Consider the following 14,787-nt stretch of genomic DNA (forward strand, 5'->3'; position numbering starts at 1 on the left):
AGGTTTAATGCCGTATACCTATAGATATAGTATAAAAAGGCTCGTCGCGACAGCGACGGGCCTTTTTTAATTAAACATTGAAAATTGAAAATATAAATAGATATGGAGAATTATTTTGCTGACGAGAAAGGTTTTTACGGAGAGTTTGGCGGGGCGTATGTTCCCGAGATACTCTACAAGTGTGTGCACGACCTGCAGGAGGCTTACCTGCCCATCATTGAGAGTGAAGAGTTTAAGGCAGAATACCATGCCCTGCTGAAAGACTACGTTGGTCGCCCCAGTCCACTGTATTACGCTAAGCGTATGAGCGAGAAGTACGGCTGTCAGTTGTACCTGAAGCGCGAGGACCTGAACCATACTGGTGCCCACAAGATTAACAACACTATCGGTCAGATTCTGCTGGCCAAGAAGATGGGTAAAACCCGTATTACTTGCGAGACAGGTGCCGGACAACACGGTGTAGCCACCGCTACAGTATGTGCACTGATGAATATGAAGTGCGAAGTGTTTATGGGTGCAACAGATGTGGAGCGCCAGCACACCAACGTTGAACGCATGAAGATGCTGGGAGCCACTGTAAATCCTGTACGTACAGGTAACATGACCCTGAGTGATGCCTGCAGCGCTGCCATCCGCGACTGGTGCTGTCACCCACGCGACACCTACTATCTGGTAGGTAGCACCATGGGCCCACACCCCTACCCCGACCTGGTAGCCAAGATGCAGGCTGTGATCAGCGAAGAAATAAAATGGCAGCTAGAGGCCCAGATTGGTCGCGACTATCCCGACTATCTCATCGCCTGTATCGGTGGCGGTAGCAACGCAGCCGGCACCATCTACCACTACGTAAACGAGGAGCGCACCAAGATAGTACTGGCTGAGGCTGGCGGACACGGTTGGCAGACCGACCATACTGCGGCTACCATTCACAAAGGTACAACCGGTATTCTGCATGGCTCAAAAATGCTGGTGATGCAGGATGAGAACGGACAGATACAGGAGGCATTCACCATCTCGGCAGGTCTGGATTACCCAGGCGTAGGACCTATGCACTGCAACATGGCGAAGAAAGGGCGCACACAGGTACTGAGTATCAACGACGATGAGGCTATCCGTGGCGGTTACGAGCTGACCCGCATGGAGGGTATCATCCCCGCCATCGAAAGTGCCCACGCCATTGCAGCACTCTCGAAACTCACGTTCAAGAAGGACGATGTAGTAGTGCTGACGGTAAGCGGTCGCGGCGATAAGGACGTAGAGACCTATCTGAAGAATAAGGCTATGGCTGGTGAATACGGAAATTTTTGATTGAACATTGAACATTATGAGTACTTTCAATTATACAACTACAAGCAAAACCATTCTGGCGGATTTGTATACGCCAGTGGGGGTATATATGCGACTGAGAGATTTGTACCCACAGAGCGCCTTGATGGAGAGTTCTGACTATCACGAGAAGGACAACTCACGCTCGTTTATCGGTATCGAGCCCATGGCCAGCGTAGCTATCGGTCACGGCATGGCCACTATCACCTACCCTGATGGCACCACACTGCAGCACGAGGTAAACAAGGATTACCGCAGCGATAAGGCTATCCACGAACTGATAGACCGCATACACGTAGAGGGCGACGATGCCAAGCTTTGCGGACTGTTTGGCTATACCAGCTTCAATGCCGTACGCTACTTTGAAGATATCAACGTAAAGGACGAGACTCAGGCTAAGAACGATGCCCCTGACTTGCTTTATATATTATATAAGGTGGTGATCGTGTTCGACCACTTTAATAATACCATCAAGCTTGTTTCGCTGGAAGGCGAAACCAAGCTCGATGATGTAGTAAAGGCTATGAACAAGGCCAATGTAAAGGCATACGATTTCCACCCTGTAGGCGATGTGCGCTCTACCTTGACTGATGATGAACATCGTGAGAACATCCGTCGAGGCATTAAGCACTGTCTGCGTGGCGATGTGTTCCAGATTGTGCTGAGCCGCCGATTCATCCAGCAATACGAGGGCGACGATTTCAAACTGTATCGTGCCCTGCGTTCAATCAACCCAAGCCCCTATCTGTTCTACTTCGACTTTGGCGGTTTCCGTATCTTCGGTTCAAGTCCCGAAACCCACTGTCGTATCGAAGGCCATAAAGCCTATATCGATCCGATTGCCGGTACTACTAAACGTACAGGCGATGCCGAGGCCGACCGCAAGGGTGCAGAGTACCTGCGCAACGATCCTAAGGAGAATGCCGAGCACGTGATGCTGGTTGACCTGGCACGTAACGACCTGAGCCGCAACTGTCATGGTGTAAAGGTAGATTTCTATAAGGATTTGCAGTATTACAGTCATGTCATCCACTTGGTATCGCGTGTATCAGGCGAGCTCGACAACAACGCTGATCCTATCAAGGCTTTCATCGACACCTTCCCTGCAGGTACCCTTTCAGGTGCACCCAAGGTACGCGCCATGCAGCTTATCAGCGAGTACGAGCCACATAACCGCGGTGCATACGGCGGTTGCATTGGCTACATCGGACTGGATGGCAGTCTGAATCAGGCCATCACCATCCGCACCTTTGTATCGCGTAATGGTGAGTTGTGGTTCCAGGCAGGTGGTGGCATCGTTGCTAAGAGCGATGTAGAGTACGAACTGCAGGAGGTGAACAACAAGCTTGGCGCCCTGCGCAAGGCCATACTGATGGCGGAGAAAATGTAAGGCACGGATTACACGGATTAACACGGATTTATTATGAAAATAGTCATTATTGATAACTACGACTCGTTTACATACAACTTGAGTCATTTGGTAAAGGAACTGGGCGCAGAGGTAACGGTGCTGCGTAACGACCAGTTTAAGCTTGAGGATTTGGAACCATATAGCAAGATTATCCTGAGTCCGGGTCCTGGTATCCCCAGCGAGGCAGGTCTGCTGCTCGACGTGATTAAGACCTATGCCGATAAGAAGCCTATCCTGGGTGTGTGTCTGGGACATCAGGCCATCGGCGAGGCATTCGGTGGTAAGCTGGAAAACCTGAGCGACGTGTTCCACGGCGTAGCAACACCCTGTCATATTACCGTAGAAGACCCCATCTTCAGTGGCATCGAGCGAAATATCACCATCGGTCGCTACCACTCGTGGGTGGTATCAAAAGAGAACCTGCCCGACTGCTTAGAGGTAACCGCCGAGAGCGACGAAGGACAGATTATGGCCCTGCGCCACAAAACGATGAACATCCGCGGCATACAGTTCCACCCAGAGAGCGTACTGACACCCGACGGCAAGAAAATGCTGCAAAACTGGATGTTTCTTTAACATTGAACATTAAAGATTAAACATTAAAAGAGATATGGCACAGACAATGAAGGACATCCTGAACAGGATGCTGAACCACGAGGAACTGTCTCGTGAAGAAATGAAAGAAATTCTGATTGGTATCACCCAGAGCGAGTATCCCAACGAGCAGATTACTGCTCTGCTCACCGCGCTGCAGATGCGTGGCGTAACAGTCGACGAGTTGTTGGGTTTCCGCGATGGTATCTTGGAAACAGGCGTGCCAGCCATTCTGAATGCCGATCGCTACATCGACGTGGTAGGTACAGGTGGCGACCGCAAGAACACCTTTAATATCTCGACCACCAGCTGCTTTGTGATTGCTGGTGCTGGCTACAAGGTAGCTAAACATGGTAACTACGCAGCCACATCGGTATCGGGTGCATCGAACGTGATTCAGCACCACGGCATTAAGTTTACCGATGATATCGACAAACTGAACCGCAGCTTGAACGAGGCAGGCATCGTGTATCTGCACGCCCAGCTGTTTGCCAAGGCCATGAAGTTTGTAGGTCCCATCCGCAAGGCCCTACAGTTCCCTACCATCTTCAATCTATTAGGTCCGCTGGTTAACCCCTCACAGCCACAGTGCCAGTTATTGGGTGTAGCCAACCTCGACCAGATGCGCCTGTACAACCAGGTATATCAAAAGATTGGTATCGACTACGGTATCGTGAACTCTATCGATGGTTACGACGAGATCTCGCTGACAGGCGACTTCAAGGTAACCACCAAGCATTACGAGCGTATCTTTAAGCCCAGCGACCTTGGCTTTGAGATTGCCAAGCCCGAAGAATTGGTTGGCGGTGCTACCGAAGAGGAGGCAGCAGCCATCTTCGACAGCGTACTGGAGAACCGTGCCCTGCCCGCTCAGAAGAATATCGTACTGGCCAATGCCGCCTTCGGTATCCAGGTTCTGGAAAAGGGCGAGAAGAGCATCGAGGAGTGTGTAGAGATTGCCCGCGAGAGTATCGACAGCGGTGCCGCCCTCCGCACCTTCAAGAAGTTCGTTGAGTTGAACAGTTAATTTTGGGCAACGGACTACAGAACCTAAAGATTATGCACTACCTATTGTAAATATAAATAACAATGGATATATTAGAAGAGATAGTAGCGAACAAGCGCGTGGAAGTTGAAGCAGCCAAGTTGGCTGTAGAACCAGCAGTGCTGCACAAACAGGTGGAGGCGATTCTCGACTTTAGCGTGGCTTCGATGAAAAATGCCCTCACCGCATCCGACTCAGGCATCATCGCTGAGTTTAAGCGCAAGTCGCCATCAAAGGGTTGGATTAAGGAGGAGGGGCAGCCCGACATCATCCCATTGAGCTACCAAAAGAATGGCGCTGCTGCACTGAGCATACTTACCGACCAGAAGTATTTTGGCGGTTGCGACGACTTTATTCGCACGGCCCGTCACAGCGGTGTAAACATCCCCATCCTTTACAAGAACTTTGTGATAGATGAGTACCAGCTGTTCCAGGCACGCTTGTGCGGGGCTTCGGCTGTACTGCTGATTGCCGCCGACTTGTCGATAGCCGAGTGTAAAAGTCTGCTGAACACCGCCCACCAGTTAGGTCTGGAAGTTCTTTTAGAGATGCACTCCAACAAAGAATTGGAATACGCTGGGTTAGAACCAGATATGTATGGCATCAATAACCGTAATTTAGGTTCGTTTGTGACCGACGTAGAGAACTCATTCCGCTTGGCAGAGCTATTACCAAAGGATGCCGTAAAGGTGAGCGAGAGTGGTATTTCGAACCCTGATACGGTGAAGGCTTTACGTAAGGTTGGTTTCCGTGGTTTCCTGATTGGTGAGAACTTTATGAAGACAGCCGATCCAGGATCAGCATTACGTGAATTTATTGAGAAGCTATGATAATCAAGGTTTGTGGTATGAGAGAGGCGGAGAACATCCGCGAGGTTGAACAATGTTCCATGTTAAATGATCAATGTTCAATTGATTGGATGGGATTCATCTTCTGGCCTAAGTCGAGTAGGTTTGTGAGCCAAGTGCCAGCTTACTTGCCAGAGCACTGCAAGCGCGTAGGTGTGTTTGTTGATGCCAGCATCGGCGACATCATGTCGGCCGTAGATAGCTTTGCACTCAACTATATCCAATTGCATGGTCAGGAGTCGCCCAGCTACATCATTCAGTCGAAGCCACATCTACCCGCCGATGTAAAAATAATTAAAGCCTTCAACATCGCCACTACCGACGACCTGGCGCAGACCAAACCCTACGAAGGATTGGCAGATATCTTTCTCTTCGATACGAAAGGAAAGTGCGTGGGTGGCAACGGTGAGAAGTTCGACTGGACGGTACTCGACGCCTACACAGGCAACACACCTTTCTTGCTGAGTGGTGGTATCGGTCCCGATGATGCTGAGCGTGTTCGCAACTTCCAGCACGATAAGTGCATAGGTATCGACTTGAACTCACGCTTCGAATCAGCCCCTGCTCTCAAGGATGCCGAAAAACTCAAGGCATTCCTTCAGAATGTAAAAATGTAAAAATGAGATAATGTAAAAATGTAATAAAATGAATAAGATCAATCAACTTTTCGCAAACAGTCAGGACCAGAAACTCCTGTCGCTGTACTTTTGCGCAGGCTGCCCCACACTCGAGGGCACAGGCGATGTGATTCTCGCCATGCAGCGTCGTGGTATTGCCATGATTGAAGTTGGCATTCCGTTCAGCGATCCATTGGCCGACGGTCCTGTTATTCAGACTGCCGCCACCCAGGCCCTGAAAAACGGTATGAACCTGCATATCCTTTTCGATCAGCTGAAAGCCATCAAGGATCAGGTGCAGATTCCACTGGTACTGATGGGCTATCTGAACCCTATTCTGCACTACGGTATCGAGGCTTTCTGTCAGAGTTGTGTAGAGGCTGGCGTGAGTGGTGCCATCATCCCCGACCTGCCATTCAAGGATTATCAGGAAGTAATAAAACCCATTGCCGATAAGTACGACCTGCGCATCATCATGTTGATTACCCCCGAGACCAGCGAGGAGCGTATTCGCTTTATCGATGATAATACCGACGGCTTTGTATATATGGTATCGAGTGCTGCCATCACTGGTGCCCAGCAGAGTTTCGACGATGCCAAGCAGGAGTACTTCCGTCGTATCAACGCCATGAATCTGCGCAACCCACGCATGATTGGTTTCGGTATCAGCAACAAGCAGACGCTCGAAGCCGCCCAGCAGAATGCTGCAGGTGCCATTATCGGTTCAAAGTTCGTAACCTTGCTAAGCGAAAGCAAGAACGCCGACGAGGCCCTCGACAAACTGTTTGACGCCCTTGAAAGATAACGTTTACGTAGAATTTTACGTATTGATTAGTTTGTAGTTTTGCACTTTTGTTGTATATTTGCAGCAAAATTGCGAGACTGCAAACTAATAAACGTTACTAAATACAGATGATTAAAAGAATTTTTCAGATTGCGATGCTCTGTGTGCTGACACCCCTGTTAGCAGCAGCTCAGCAGTGGGACGAGGCTCAGTACCGACAGATTGAGCAGAGTATCCGCACACCGCATTTTGCCGACAAGGCTTATGTGATTACCCAGTATGGCGCAAAGACTACCAACACAGCCGCCAAGAACCAGAAGGCTATCCAGAAAGCCATCGACCTCTGCTCGAAGAAGGGCGGCGGCCGCGTAGTGATTCCTGCCAACCAGAAGTTTCTGACAGGTGCCATCCAACTGAAGAGTGGTGTGAACCTGGAAGTGCAGGAAGGTGCCGTACTCGAGTTTGCCTTCCAGCCCGAGCTCTACCCCATCGTAGAAACCTCATGGGAGGGTTTGGAGTGCTTCAACCTCTCGCCTTGTGTATATGCTTTCAAGGCTAAGGATATTGCCATTACCGGTAAGGGTACGATTGATGGTGGCGGCAGCAACGACACCTGGTGGCCTTGGAATGGCAATCCCCGTTTTGGTTGGAAAGAGGGCACCATCAGTCAGCGTGGCGGCTCACGTGCGCGCCTGCTTAAGAATGGTGAGGACGGTGTACCTATGTATAATGAGAAAGGTGAGCGTACCCCCGAGCGCGTGTTTACAGCTCAGGATGGTCTGCGCCCACAGCTGGTAAGCTTTAACAAGTGCGAAGGCATTCTGTTGGAGGATGTAACGCTGTTGCGTTCGCCTTTCTGGGTGATTCACCCCCTGCACTCTACTGATATCACTGTTCGTCGTGTAAAAATGATTAACGACGGACCTAACGGCGACGGCTGCGACCCAGAGTGCTGCGACCGCGTGCTGATTGAGGACTGTTTCTTTAACACCGGCGACGACTGTATCGCTATCAAGAGCGGACGTAATCGCGACGGCCGTGAGCGTAACATGCCATCAAAGAACATCATCATCCGCAACTGCGAGATGAAGAACGGACACGGTGGTGTGGTAGTAGGCTCAGAGATTTCAGGCGGTTGCCAGAATGTGTTTGCCCACGATTGTGTGATGGATTCGCCAGAGCTGGAGCGCGTGCTGCGTATCAAAACCAACAGCTGCCGTGGTGGTATCATCGAGAATATCAACATGCGTAACATTACCGTTGGCAAGTGTAAGGAGAGCGTCCTGAAGATTAATCTGGACTACGAGCACAACGAGATTTGCTGCCGTGGCTACTACCCCATTGTTCGCAACGTTTATATGGAGAATGTTACCAGTCAGCAGTCGCAGTATGGTGTGCAGATTATCGGACTGGACGAGGATACATTTGTTTACGACATCAACGTTAAGAACTGTCACTTCAACGGCGTAAAGAGTGGCAACTTTATGAGCGGCAAGACCCGCAACGTCAACTTCGACCGCTTGTTTATCAATGGTTCGCTGGCACTGCTCAAGACGCCTTACCAGAACTACTCGGAGTGGATGACCTACAGCGAGATGCAGCGCAACCCCAAGAGCTACCTGCTCGACTTCTCACAGAAACCCAAGTGGAGTTACGTGATGGGTATTGAACTGGAAGGTATGCTCGACACCTATCTTAAATATGGTGGTGAGGATATCCGCAAGTACTGTCAGGAATATACCGACACGATGATTAACGCCAAGGGCGGCATTCGCAACTATGACATCCTGGAGTACAACCTCGATAACGTGCGTACCGGTCATTTCGTAACCCGCATGTATCAGCAGTGGCCCGAGGCAAAGAACCTGGCTGCCATGAAGACCATGATGAAGCAGTTGCAGAACCAGCCCCGCACCATCGCCGACAAAGTATTCTGGCACAAGGCCATCTATGCTTACCAGGTATGGTTGGATGGCATTTTCATGGGTCTGCCCTTCCGCACCCTTACCGCACCTATCACCACCACCGCCAAGGAGGCTAAGAAAGGTGCCATCAACAAGATTTACGACGATGCTGTAAACCAGCTGAAGATAACCTACGAGCGCACACTCGACCCCAAGACAGGTTTGAACCGTCATGCCTACGACGAAACCCGCAACACCTTCTGGGCCGATAAGACTACAGGTCTCTCACAGCACTGCTGGGGCCGCGCGCAGGGTTGGTTCTCGATGGCACTCATCGAGGTGCTCGATGCCCTGCCAGAAAACTACGCCCGTCGCCAGGAGGTGATCGACCTGCTGAAAAAGGATCTGGACGCTGTTATCAAATGGCAAGACAAGAAGACTGGCGTTTGGTATCAGGTGATGGACCAGCCTGGTCGCGAAGGCAACTACTTAGAGTCAACCTGCTCGTCGATGTTTGCCTACGTGCTGCTCAAGGCTTACAACAAAGGTTACCTGGGCACCAAATATCGCGATGCCGGTATCAAAGCCTATAAAGGTATCATCAACAACTTTATCCGCGTAAACAAGGATAAGACCATCTCGCTTACTCAGTGTTGTTCGGTAGCAGGACTCGGTCCGGCAGCCACACCCGAGGTACAGGCGGCCTTGAAGAAGATAAACCCCAAGGCAACGGTAAATGAGAATACCCGACGTGATGGCGGTTTCAACTACTATCTTTCGGAACCTATTCGCGACAACGATGCCAAAGGTGTTGGCCCATTTATCTGGGCCTCGCTCGAAATGGAACAGTTAGGATACAATATCAACAACGTGACGGCCTCTATAGACCGTCACGCTGTTGTTAATCGCAATAACCCAATCATCACCCAAGCCGATGCCCTGTCGTCGTTATCAGTGGGCAACGGCCACTTTGTAACTACCGTGGATGTAACCGGTTTGCAGTCATATCCCGACGCGTATAAGACCGGTGTACCACTGTGCGCCATGAGTGATTGGGGGTGGCACCAGTTTCCGAACACCAAGGGATTGAAACCTTCGGAATCGGAAAAAGCCTACGACTTTGGGCATGGGCATCCTGAGGTATATGCCGTAGAATACAAAAAAGCAGAGGACGGTCGCCACAAAGAGGCAACCGATTTTTTTCGTATTAACCCCCACCGCTTAAACTTAGGCGCTCTGGGCCTGCACCTTACCGATGCCAACGGCACACCTATCGCCTTGAATCAGCTTACCAACATCCGTCAGGAACAGAAACTGCTGGATGGCGAGATTGAATCGGTGTTTACAGCCGATGGTCAAAAGGTTGAGGTGACAACAGGTGTTCATCCTACCAAGGATGCGGTGTATGCCCGTATCGTAAGCCAGTTGCTCAAAAAACAGCAAGCCACCATCCGCCTGCGCTTTCCCTACCCCACAGGTAAGCATGCCGATGATGCCAGCGACTGGAACCAGCCCGAAAAGCACCAGTCGGAGATTGTAGAGCAGAGCGCACAGAAAGCCCTGATTAAGCGCACCCTTGATGCCACCACCTATTACGTGCTGCTACAGTGGGAAGGTCAGGCTACACTCAGTCAGTGCGATAGTCATGAGTTTGAGCTGGCAGCCAACGAGGATGTGCTCACCGTATCAGCCGAATATCTGAACAGTCTGCCCACCAGTCAGGCTTTAGCTTTTGAGTACGACCAGTACCATAAAGCCACGTTGCGCCATTGGAATGCCTGGTGGAAGGCAGGTGCCATTGTGGATTTCTCGCAGTGTACCGATCAGCGCGCCAAGGAGTTGGAGCGCCGCGTGGTACTCTCGCAATACCTCACTCAGATTAACTGTGCCAACAACATGCCACCACAGGAAACCGGGCTTACTTACAACAGCTGGTTCGGTCGCCCACACTTAGAGATGACCTGGTGGCATGCCGTAGATTTTACTCTTTGGAACCGTCCGGAGGTGGTTGCACAGATGCTACAGTGGTACAATACGGTAGCCTATCCCGTGGCCCGACAGATTGCCGAGCGACAAGGCTTTAAGGGTGTGCGCTGGATGAAGATGACCGACCTATGGGCTAGCGAGGCTCCATCTAACACCGGCTCGTTCCTCATCTGGCAGCAGCCCCACTACATCTATCTGGCCGAGGAGATGTATCGCGCCAATCCTACTGCCGAGACACTGAAAACCTACGGTGAACAGGTAGAAGCCACCGCCGAGTTTATGGCCGATTACGTTACCTACGATGCCCAGCAGAAGCGTTACATCCTGAAAGGTGCCACCGCTATGCAGGAGTGCATGACCAAGGACATCTCGTACAATCAGCCCTTTGAGTTGGCCTACTGGCAGTACGGTTTGAAGGTGGCCCAGCAGTGGCGCGAACGCCAAGGCAAGGCACGTATCGCCAAATGGGATGATATCATTGTCAAGCTGTCGCCCCTGCCTGAGACCGATGGCATCTATACCGCCGGCATACAGATAGGTAGCGACAAGAACCACGAGGCATTCGACCCCTTTGATGCTACCAGCAAGAAAGTTGAGACCTTTGCCGATAAGTGCCGTAACGACCACCCTGCCGTGCTGGGTGCCTGCGGCATGCTGCCATACACCTCTTTATATAATAAGGAGCAGATGCAGCGCACACTCAACTGGGTGATGCAGAACTGGAACTGGCAAACCACCTGGGGATGGGATTATGGTATGATTGCCATGACCGCCGCCCGCTTAGGCGAACCCGAGACAGCCCTCAAGGCCCTGCTCATCGATACCCAGAAGAATACCTATCTGCCTAGCGGTCATAATTTCCAGACCGCCGACCGTCTGCGCATCTATCTGCCAGGTAATGGCGCCTTGCTTACAGCCGTGGCCATGATGTGCGCCGGATGGGATGGTTGCAGCCAGCCGCTGAACCCAGGATTCCCCCAAGATGGCCGTTGGAACGTACGTTGGGAAGGACTACAAAAAATGCAATAATTGCGTAATTTAACAGCGCCATTTTGCTGTGTGCGATAACACCCCTGCATAACGTAAACGTTTGCAGGGGATTTCTTATAAAAAAGTATACATTGTTTCACAATTAATAATACTTTTGCACCCGTATAGTTCTGCAAGGAGCTTAAAACGCTAAATATTTAACTCTATAAAAATAATATTAAGTACAACTAAAACTAACGTTCGTATGAATCATCAAATCAAAAGAGCCTCTATGGCTTTGCTTTTGTCTGTGTTCTGCTTCGTGGCCTATGCCCAGAAGACTATCACAGGTACAGTGAAGGATGCATCAGGTGAACCTATGATTGGTGTAAGCGTTGTTGTCGATGGTACCACTATCGGTGGTGTAACCGACTTCGACGGTAATTTCACCATTCAGAACGTATCTGAAAAGGCCGTCCTGAAGATTTCTTACATCGGTTTCAAGGAGCAGAAGATTTCTGTAGCCGGTAAGAACAGTTTTAACGTTACCATGCAGGAAGATGCTGCTGCACTCGACGAGGTGGTAGTAGTAGGTTATGGTACGATGAAGAAGAAGGACCTGACCGGTTCGGTTGCTTCGGTTAAGACCGAGGATCTGGCTAAGGTGGCAGGTGCCAACGCCCTTTCGGCTATGCAGGCCAAGGTGCCTGGAGTTGACCTCCAGCAGAGTGGCGGTGGTGAGGCCGGTGCCGGTGTGAGCATGACCCTGCGCGGTAACCGCTCACTGTTGGCAGGTAACGGACCACTGGTTATCGTGGATGGTGTAGAGTATGGTTCTACCCTCGACATTCCAGCTACCGATATCGAGTCGATGGATATCCTGAAGGATGCTGCCTCTACCGCTATCTATGGTACCAAGGGTGCTAACGGTGTTATCCTGATTACCACCAAGCGTGGTTCGGCCGGTAAGACCAAGGTTAGCTTCAATGGCTACCTCTCATTCAATGGTGCTACAGGTATTGTTAAGCCTATGTATGGCGACAAGGAAGTACAGCGCCTGATTGACAAGAAGAACTACGAGACAGCCGCTGCCAATGGCTGGGCCTTCAGCAACGCAGCTACTGCTGCCGACGTGCTGACCTTCAAACTGGATGATGGTACAGAGACCCTGTCTATCTACAATGACAAGTCATATACCGACTGGCTCGATATGATTCTCGACAACAGTGTATCTCAGAACTATGAAGTATCTGTTCAGGGTGGTAACGAGAAGACCAACTTCAATGTGTCGATGGCCGCTATGGATGATAAAGGTTTGATGAAGGGTGATGAGTTCAACCGCTACACCGGCCGCATCAACCTGGATCACAATATCAACCGCATCGTGAAGATTGGTGCCAGCCTCTCTTACGCTTACAAGAGCAACGACAAGCGTAACGGCGGTGTTTATAACCAGGCTCAGAAGATGACCACCATCACTCACGCCTATCTGAATGACGGTTCTATCAACGCTACTCCTAACCCATGGTATGCAGCTCACTGCTCACCTCTGCTCGACGAGGATGGCGCTTACCAGCGCAATATCGAGAGCAGCCGTTTCTTCGGCAGTGGTTATCTGCAGCTCAATCCTATCAAGGGTCTGATCATGAAGTCGCAGTTCACACTCGACCGCAGCACCTCGCGCACAGGTACCTATCAGGACTACCACAGCCAGGCACGCTATCAGTCGCCTACCACTACTTATATTGCCAACGACCGCAGCACTGGTACCAAGTATGTATGGCAGAACACTGCTAACTACAACAAGACCATTGCTAAGCACGATATGACCTTCCTGCTGGGTCATGAGATGTCGCAGTACGTATCTGAGAGCAGCAGCATCTCTGGTGTTGCCGGTTCTGAGAGCTACAAGAAGAGCGGCTTCTACGATGTCAGCAAGATTCAGTCACCTCTTGTAAGCACAGGCTACACCAAGAGCTCTATGCTTTCATTCTTTGCCCGTGCCAACTACTCATACGATGGCAAGTACCTGTTGCAGGCATCGGTTCGTGCCGATGGTTCTTCAGTACTCGCCGAAGGTCACAAGTGGGGTTACTTCCCATCAGTAAGTGCCGGTTGGCGTATCTCCGAGGAGAAGTTCATGCAGGGCACCAAGTCATGGCTCGACAACCTGAAGTTCCGCGTATCTTGGGGTCTCTCTGGCAACTCAGCCATCTCTGCCTACCAGACACTGGCCACCATCCAGAGCATCGTGCCAAACTCTACCGACAAGGCTCCTATGACCATGGCTAATCCTAACCTGACATGGGAGAAGACCGCCGCCCTCGACTTTGGTCTCGACTTCTCGTTCCTCAATGGTCGCATCTATGGAGGTATCGACTACTATAACAGTAAGACCTACGACCTGCTGTACTACAAGACCGCTCCTGCCTCATCAGTATTCACCAGCACTATCTCTAATGTTGGTAAGACCAAGGGCCACGGTCTCGAGATTTCACTCGGTGCAGTACCCGTTAAGACCGCCGACTTTACTTGGGATCTGAGCGCATCGGCTACCTTCGCCCGCGACGAGGTTTCTGAGCTGGCCGACGGTATCGAGCAGGTAGTATCAGGCACCAGCATCCTGAAGATTGGCGAGCCTGTATCAGCATTCTACAGCTACGATATGGACGGCTGCTGGGGCATTGGCGAGTTCGACAAGTATCTGGCTGCTCACCCCAACTTCGAGAAGCCACAGGCCGACTACGGTAATCCTGGTACACCAAAGGTGATTGACGTAAACGGCGACGACAAGATCGACGATAGCGATAAGATTATCTACAACCGCTCGCCCAAGGCTATTCTTGGTTTGAACACCACCTTCACTTACAAGGACTTCTCACTGAGCGTTCAGACCATGGCCCGCTTGGGTGGCTACCTGAACTACAGCGGTTACGGACTCTATCTGTACGACAACGCCAACTGGGGCGACCTGAGCTACTGGACACCAGAGAACCAGGGTGCCGACATTCCATCTCCAGGTGCCACAGGTGCTACTCCTACATTCTACAAGAGCGCCATTCAGATTCAGAAGGCCGACTACTTCAAGATTAAGGACATCACCCTGTCGTACAACCTTCCCAAGAACCTCATCAAGAAGGTTTACATGAGCAATGTTCGCATTTACGGTTCACTCAAGAACTACTTCACATTCAGTCACTTCGACAACTACGACCCAGAGCGTGGCGGTTCAGTCAACTTCCCACTGATGAAGCAGGTTGTAGTAGGTCTTAACGTAACTTTCTAAATCAAATAATTGATTAT

At 50.8% G+C, this 14,787-nt stretch carries 9 protein-coding genes; all 9 read left to right on the top strand.

From position 1 onward, the window contains the following. Window positions 1–102 precede the first annotated feature (102 nt). The 9 genes from trpB to BLR73_RS04140 all read left to right on the top strand — a co-directional run bounded on the left by trpB (window position 103) and on the right by BLR73_RS04140 (window position 14,770). The gene (gene trpB, locus BLR73_RS04100; protein ID WP_091859228.1) at window positions 103–1,308 is read left to right on the top strand and encodes a tryptophan synthase subunit beta; all 1,206 of its coding nucleotides are present in this window, start codon (window positions 103–105) and stop codon (window positions 1,306–1,308) included. A 16-nt stretch (window positions 1,309–1,324) separates the two neighbouring features. Next, complete coding sequence (locus tag BLR73_RS04105) at window positions 1,325–2,716, top strand: anthranilate synthase component I family protein (protein WP_073044144.1); 1,392 nt, start codon at window positions 1,325–1,327, stop codon at window positions 2,714–2,716. 33 nt (window positions 2,717–2,749) lie between these two features. Continuing rightward, the gene (locus tag BLR73_RS04110; protein ID WP_091859231.1) at window positions 2,750–3,313 is read left to right on the top strand and encodes an anthranilate synthase component II; all 564 of its coding nucleotides are present in this window, start codon (window positions 2,750–2,752) and stop codon (window positions 3,311–3,313) included. Window positions 3,314–3,359: 46 nt separating this feature from the next. Beyond that, on the top strand, window positions 3,360–4,358 hold the full coding sequence (gene trpD / locus BLR73_RS04115; protein WP_073044293.1) for an anthranilate phosphoribosyltransferase: 999 nt from the start codon (window positions 3,360–3,362) through the stop codon (window positions 4,356–4,358). A gap of 62 nt (window positions 4,359–4,420) precedes the next feature. Then, window positions 4,421–5,206, top strand: a complete 786-nt coding sequence (trpC, locus tag BLR73_RS04120) for an indole-3-glycerol phosphate synthase TrpC (protein WP_091859234.1) — start codon at window positions 4,421–4,423, stop codon at window positions 5,204–5,206. Continuing rightward, on the top strand, window positions 5,203–5,841 hold the full coding sequence (locus BLR73_RS04125) for a phosphoribosylanthranilate isomerase (RefSeq protein ID WP_091859236.1): 639 nt from the start codon (window positions 5,203–5,205) through the stop codon (window positions 5,839–5,841). Before trpC ends, BLR73_RS04125 begins: the two co-directional genes overlap by 4 nt. 28 nt (window positions 5,842–5,869) lie before the next feature. After that, window positions 5,870–6,646, top strand: a complete 777-nt coding sequence (gene trpA, locus BLR73_RS04130; protein ID WP_091859238.1) for a tryptophan synthase subunit alpha — start codon at window positions 5,870–5,872, stop codon at window positions 6,644–6,646. A gap of 107 nt (window positions 6,647–6,753) precedes the next feature. Continuing rightward, window positions 6,754–11,544, top strand: coding sequence for a glycoside hydrolase family 88 protein (locus BLR73_RS14710; RefSeq protein WP_176763605.1), 4,791 nt, complete (start codon window positions 6,754–6,756; stop codon window positions 11,542–11,544). A 205-nt stretch (window positions 11,545–11,749) separates the two neighbouring features. Next, on the top strand, window positions 11,750–14,770 hold the full coding sequence (locus BLR73_RS04140) for a SusC/RagA family TonB-linked outer membrane protein (RefSeq protein WP_091859244.1): 3,021 nt from the start codon (window positions 11,750–11,752) through the stop codon (window positions 14,768–14,770). Window positions 14,771–14,787: the final 17 nt, after the last annotated feature.

This window comes from Prevotella sp. khp1 (assembly GCF_900102205.1).
Lineage (GTDB): Bacteria > Bacteroidota > Bacteroidia > Bacteroidales > Bacteroidaceae > Prevotella > Prevotella ruminicola.

Bases quoted from the DNA above. Each gene is read 5' to 3' on its own strand.
- BLR73_RS04105 (WP_073044144.1), top strand. From the start codon at position 1,325: ATGAGTACTTTCAATTATACAACTACAAGCAAAACCATTCTGGCGGAT.
- trpC (WP_091859234.1), top strand. From the start codon at position 4,421: ATGGATATATTAGAAGAGATAGTAGCGAACAAGCGCGTGGAAGTTGAA.
- BLR73_RS04125 (WP_091859236.1), top strand. From the start codon at position 5,203: ATGATAATCAAGGTTTGTGGTATGAGAGAGGCGGAGAACATCCGCGAG.
- BLR73_RS04140 (WP_091859244.1), top strand. From the start codon at position 11,750: ATGAATCATCAAATCAAAAGAGCCTCTATGGCTTTGCTTTTGTCTGTG.
- trpD (WP_073044293.1), top strand. From the start codon at position 3,360: ATGAAGGACATCCTGAACAGGATGCTGAACCACGAGGAACTGTCTCGT.
- BLR73_RS04110 (WP_091859231.1), top strand. From the start codon at position 2,750: ATGAAAATAGTCATTATTGATAACTACGACTCGTTTACATACAACTTG.
- BLR73_RS14710 (WP_176763605.1), top strand. From the start codon at position 6,754: ATGATTAAAAGAATTTTTCAGATTGCGATGCTCTGTGTGCTGACACCC.
- trpA (WP_091859238.1), top strand. From the start codon at position 5,870: ATGAATAAGATCAATCAACTTTTCGCAAACAGTCAGGACCAGAAACTC.
- trpB (WP_091859228.1), top strand. From the start codon at position 103: ATGGAGAATTATTTTGCTGACGAGAAAGGTTTTTACGGAGAGTTTGGC.